The organism is Hyphomonas sp. (genome assembly GCF_041689225.1).
Taxonomy (GTDB): Bacteria; Pseudomonadota; Alphaproteobacteria; order Caulobacterales; family Hyphomonadaceae; genus Hyphomonas.
Genome location: NZ_JBDNGN010000182.1, coordinates 1 through 4,583 on the forward strand (window position 1 = coordinate 1; position 4,583 = coordinate 4,583).

Below are 4,583 nucleotides of genomic sequence, written 5' to 3' on the forward strand. Positions count from 1 at the left end.
CCTCAGACGGATCGGCGCGAGGACAATCGAAGACCTCCACAACGCAATCGCCTCGGTCATCGACCTCTACTCAGCCGACGAATGCCAGAACTACTTCAAAGCTGCTGGATATGGAGTCAAATGATGCGGAAGTGCTTTAAAGGCCAAAGAAAAGGCCGGAGCATCGCTGCTCCGGCCTTTTTTTGTCTTGCGCTTGGCCTTGGCCTATTCGCCGCGCGCGCGGGCCCACCAGCCTTTGCGCTTCGTGCCGGTATCGTCGGCCTTGGCCGGTTCCGGCTTTGGCTCGGGCTTCGGCGCGGCGGCTGCCATAGCCGGTTCCTTGGCCGGTTCGGCTTTCGCCGGCTCCGGTTCAGGGGCGGCGGCTACAGGCTCGGCGTCTGGCGCGGCCTTGGCGTCCGCCGGTGCATCAGCTTCGGTTTTCGACTTCGGCTTGGCGCGTGAGCGCCGGGCGCGCTTCGGCTTCTCGGGTGCCGTCTCCGCGTCGGCGTCTGCCGCCTCGGGTTCAGCCGTTTCGGCCGGTTCGCTGGCGGTCACGTCGGGCGCGGGCGCTGGCTCGGCCTTGGCTTCGCTTGGCGCCTCGGCGTCCAGCATCTCCGGAGCACTGGCCGACAGGCCGTCAAGATAGGCGCCGCCATCGGTTGGCGCGTCGCCCTCTGCTCCTTCGGCACGGTCCTCGCCACCCGGCTTGCGCCGGCGGCGTCCACCGCGACGACCGCGGCGGCGGCGCTTGCGCGTGCCGTCCTCGTTCTCGTCGGACTGTGTCTCGGAATTGCCCTTGGCCTCGTCTTCGTCGTCTTCCTCCTCGTCGTCGGCATCGCCATTCACAGAAGGTGTTCCGGCTTCGACAGGGGTCGCTTCGCCATCAACCACTTCCAGACCGGTGTCCCGGCCATCGCGGCTGCGGCCACGGCCACCCCGGCGGCGGCGGCGCTTGCGCGGCTTGCCCTGGGAATCCTCGGCCTTGTCTTCGGCCTCATCGTCGGTGTCGGCGACGATCTCGTCATCCTCGTCGTCAATATCCTCGTCATCCTCATCGGACACGATCGGCTTGGCGGACTTCGATAGGGACCGTGGTGGCGATTTCTTCTTCGGCTTGGAGCCTGGGTCGCGCTCGGCCTCGATCGTGAAGTCGCCCGGCAACAGGTCTTCCGACGAATGGATCGACACGGCAAAGCCGGCCATCCGTTCGGTCTCGACAAGGGCTTCGCGCTTGTTGTTGAGAATGTAGAGCGCAACGTCAGTTGGCGCCTTGACCGAAATGCTCTTCAGGCCGCCGGTCGAGGCACGTGCCTCGATAGCCCGGATCAGCTGCAGCGCAGCCGACGGGATCGAACGGCGACGTCCGGTGCCGTTGCACACTTCGCACGGATCCGATGTTGCCTGCAGCACGCCCTGGCGGCGACGCTGTCGCGAGATTTCCATCAGGCCGAACTGCGAGATGCGGCCATGCTGGACGCGGGCCCGGTCAACCTTTAGGCAAACCTTCATCTTATTTTCGACGGCGCGATTGTTCTTGTTCTCGTCCATGTCGATGAAGTCGATCACGACAAGGCCGGCGAGGTCGCGCAGGCGCATCTGGCGGCAGGCTTCTTCGGCGGCTTCCAGGTTGGTGCGCACAGCCGTCTGCTCGATATTGCGCTCCTTGGTCGACTTGCCCGAGTTCACATCGATGGCGACCAGCGCTTCGGTCTGGTTGATCACCAGGTAGCCGCCGGATTTCAGCTGCACGGTCGGTGAATAGATCGAATCCAGCTGGTCCTCGATGGCTTCGGCCACGAACAGCGGATCGTCGTCCTTCCACTGCTGAACCTTTTTCGACTGGCTCGGCATGATCAGCTTGGCGAGGTCTTTTGCCTCACGATAGGCGTCTTCGCCCTGCACCCAGACTTCCTCGATGTCCTTGTCGAACATGTCGCGCATGGCGCGGTGCACAAGGCCACCTTCGGCATTGATCAGCATCGGCGCTTCGGAAGTCAGCGTTTTCTCGACAATGGTTTCCCAGAGTTTCGAGAGATAATCATAGTCACGCCGGATTTCGGTCTTGGTGCGCTTGGCGCCAGCCGTCCGCACGATCAGGCCCATGCCGTCCGGCACATCCAGTTCTCCGACAATGGATTTCAGGCGCTTGCGGTCTGCACCGTTCACGATCTTGCGGGAAATGCCGCCGCCGCGCGGCGTGTTCGGCATCAGCACGGAATAGCGACCGGCGAGCGACAGGAACGTGGTCAGGGCCGCGCCCTTGTTGCCGCGTTCTTCCTTGACGACCTGCACCAGCAGCACCTGGCGCCGGCGGATGACTTCCTGGATCTTGTAGCGCTTAGAGATCGAGGAACGCGGTGATTCCTTGCGAGCCGGGCGACGGCTGCGAGCCGGCTTGGCCGCGGCTTTGGTTTCGCCGTCATCCGCTTCATCGTCGCTGTCATCCTCGTCATCCGAGGCGTCATCGTCGTCGTCGTCATCATCGTCGTGATCGTGATCGTGATCGTGATCGTGATCTTCGGAATCAGCGTGGGCGTGGTCGCCCTCGTCGTCATCCTCGTCCTCGTCTTCAATTGCGGCAGCGGCTTCTTCAGCCGCTTCCTTGAGGAGGGCCTCGCGGTCTTCGGCAGGAAGCTGGTAATAATCGGGGTGGATCTCGCTGAACGCGAGAAAGCCGTGACGATTGCCGCCATACTCGACGAAGGCTGCCTGGAGCGACGGTTCGACCCGCGTTATTTTTGCGAGGTAGATATTGCCGCGAAGTTGTTCGTTGCCGGTTGTCTCGAAGTCGAAATCATCGACCTGACCGCCGTTGACGATCGCCACACGGGTTTCTTCCGGGTGGGCGGCATCGATTAGCATGAGTTTGCTCATGGAACATGACCTTATGATCCGGCGCCGCCGCCATGGGCGCAAGGCGCCTCGAGCGAGCGGTCAAGCCGGTCTGTGTTGGTTGGGGGAGGGTGCGGCCACGCCTGTCCCACGCGCCGTGAGGCGATAATGGAGAACTGACGATGGCCACGGCACCCGTGCACATATTGCTTTGCTTTCCGGAGCGCGGCGCCCGCTTGCCTTTTCGGTGAAGCGCGATCGCTGACGCGTCATTGGGAAACTTGTTTTGCAGCCATCTATTATGGCTACTTTGTTGATACTGCCCAATTTCAGGGGGAATTGAAAGCCTGAAATTCCGCAGTCCGCAGTTCATTGACACAAGTCCGGTCAATGCTGGGTTAATCTAAGGCCTGTTAGGGAGGAGGCTGAATATTCCCGCCTCAGGCGGTATTTTTGACTAATCGGGCCTTATGTCACTTTTGCGTCTCCTTTTGCTTGCATGCGCCTGTTTTTTGACGGGTTTTTCCGTGCAGGCGGATATTCGCGACGTCAGGGTCGTGGGCGACGGCGCGCCGACAAGAATCACGGTCTGGAGCGATATTTCGCAGGATGCGCAGGCATTCCTGGCTGAATCGGGTGGCCAGCGCAGCCTGATCCTACCCCTTTCCGGTGAAGCCGGGGCCCGGGTCGGCACCGGCACCGGCGGGGTTGATGGCTGGGCCCTGTCGGGCGACCGGCTGAGCTTCTCGCTTGACCGGCCCCTGGTCGTCTCGCGTGTCCTGTCCCTGCCGCCCACCGGCAGCGAGCAGGCATGGCGCATCATTATCGACCTTCAAACCGTCTCGGCGGCCCGGTTTGGCAGCATGGCCAGGCGCGACATGCAACGCCTCGCCCGGGCGGAATCGGATATCCGGAAGTCCACAATGGCCATGGCGGCGGCGGAGATCACACCGTCCGAGCCGCTGCGGCAGCGCGATCGCCGGGGGAACGGGCACCATGTCATTGTCGTCGATGCCGGTCATGGCGGCAAGGATCCGGGCACACAGTCCGCCCGGGGCCTGCTGGAGCGTGACGTGACGCTGAAAGCCGCGCTCTACCTCAAGGAATTGCTGGAAAAGGACCCGCGCTACACGGTGCGGCTCACACGCGACAATGACAAGTTCATCGAACTCGAAGACCGCGTGACGCTTGCCCGCAAATGGGGCGCAGACCTCTTTATCTCGCTGCATGCCGACGCGGCCGGTTCGCCGGATGTCGCAGGCGCCTCGGTCTATACGATCTCCGAGCGCGGCGAACGCCGGATCGACCGCGAAGCCGACAAGAATGACTGGAAAATCCCGATCGAGACCGGTGGCTCCAAGGTTGTCGGCAGCATCCTTGAAGACCTCGTCAAGCGTGAAACCAAGTCCCATTCGGCGGCCTTCGCTGAAGACCTGTTGCCTGAGCTGGCGGCGGCTGGCCCCGTGCTGCGCGGTACGCACCGCAATGCCGGTTTCTATGTACTGCTGGCACCAGACGTGCCGGCCGTCCTACTGGAGATGGGCTTTCTGACCAATTCCCAGGATGCGAAGCGTCTCCAGTCAGAGTCGGGGCGGGCCAAATCGATGGAGGCGGTCAAGCGGGGCATCGACAAGTTCTTCGACCGGCAGGAAGTCCTTGTCGCGTCAGACTGAAACGCAGGCCGGGACAGGCGCTTCGCCCTTGCGGCACGGCGCGGTTGCTGAAAGATTGTGACGATGAACCTTCTCCGGCCCTTTTCCGCGCTGTCCGCC

General features: G+C 62.7%; 2 protein-coding genes. One reads left to right on the plus strand and one right to left on the minus strand.

Annotated elements, in window-relative coordinates; genetic code table 11:
• Window positions 1–204 precede the first annotated feature (204 nt).
• Entirely contained in the window at window positions 205–2,853 is a 2,649-nt protein-coding gene (locus tag ACESNB_RS17655; protein ID WP_373009649.1) for a ribonuclease E/G, read from the minus strand.
• Between the two features lie 485 nt (window positions 2,854–3,338).
• Here ACESNB_RS17655 and ACESNB_RS17660 point away from each other — a divergent pair, with 485 nt between their 5' ends.
• Entirely contained in the window at window positions 3,339–4,484 is a 1,146-nt protein-coding gene (locus ACESNB_RS17660) for an N-acetylmuramoyl-L-alanine amidase (protein ID WP_373009650.1), read from the plus strand.
• The last annotated feature ends 99 nt before the right edge of the window (window positions 4,485–4,583 follow it).

What these genes read in the sequence shown, in the direction of transcription:
- ACESNB_RS17655 (WP_373009649.1), bottom strand. Translation starts at nt 2,853, where the DNA reads ATGAGCAAACTCATGCTAATCGATGCCGCCCACCCGGAAGAAACCCGT.